Genomic DNA, 568 nt, shown 5'->3' on the forward strand with positions numbered 1-568 from the left:
GGGTTGGTTGTTTAGGCTGCCTGTTTCCAGGCGGTTTGACTCATCTTGAGTTCGTATTCCACGGGTGGCATCATGCCGATACTGGAATGCAGTCGTTTACGGTTGTAAAACCCTTCAATCCAGCTTGAAACCCCTTCATAAACCTCCTCTCTTGTCCTGAAAGCATGCCGGTAGTAGTACTCGATTTTCAATGTTGACCAAAACGACTCAGCCATCGCGTTATCCCAGCACACCCCGGTGCGTCCCATCGAGAGAGTCAACCCGGCTTTCTTGGCATATTCACCTAGTTCCCTAGACGTGAACTGACATCCCCTATCAGCATGCAACACCAGCCCTGCGGGTTTACGTCCCCGACACGCATACGCCATATTTAAAGCCTGCCTCACCAGGCCAGTCACCTGGCTCACCCCCATGGCATAGCCGATAACACGCTTAGTATGAGCGTCACGCACCGCCACGAGATACACCCAGCCCTGCCCACTTCGCAGATACGTGAAATCCGTAATCCACACCTTGTCGAGAGAGCCTTTATCCCACTGCCTGTTGCATGAATCCTCATACACGCATT

General features: G+C 52.5%; 1 protein-coding gene. It reads right to left on the reverse strand.

Annotation, left to right across the window (positions count from 1 at the left end):
* Window positions 1-11: 11 nt before the first annotated feature.
* Window positions 12-568 (reverse strand): IS3 family transposase (locus HMPREF0577_RS10520; RefSeq protein WP_004013883.1); only part of this gene is annotated, 557 nt, incomplete at its 5' end.

The organism is Mobiluncus mulieris ATCC 35243 (genome assembly GCF_000160615.1).
GTDB lineage: Bacteria > Actinomycetota > Actinomycetes > Actinomycetales > Actinomycetaceae > Mobiluncus > Mobiluncus mulieris.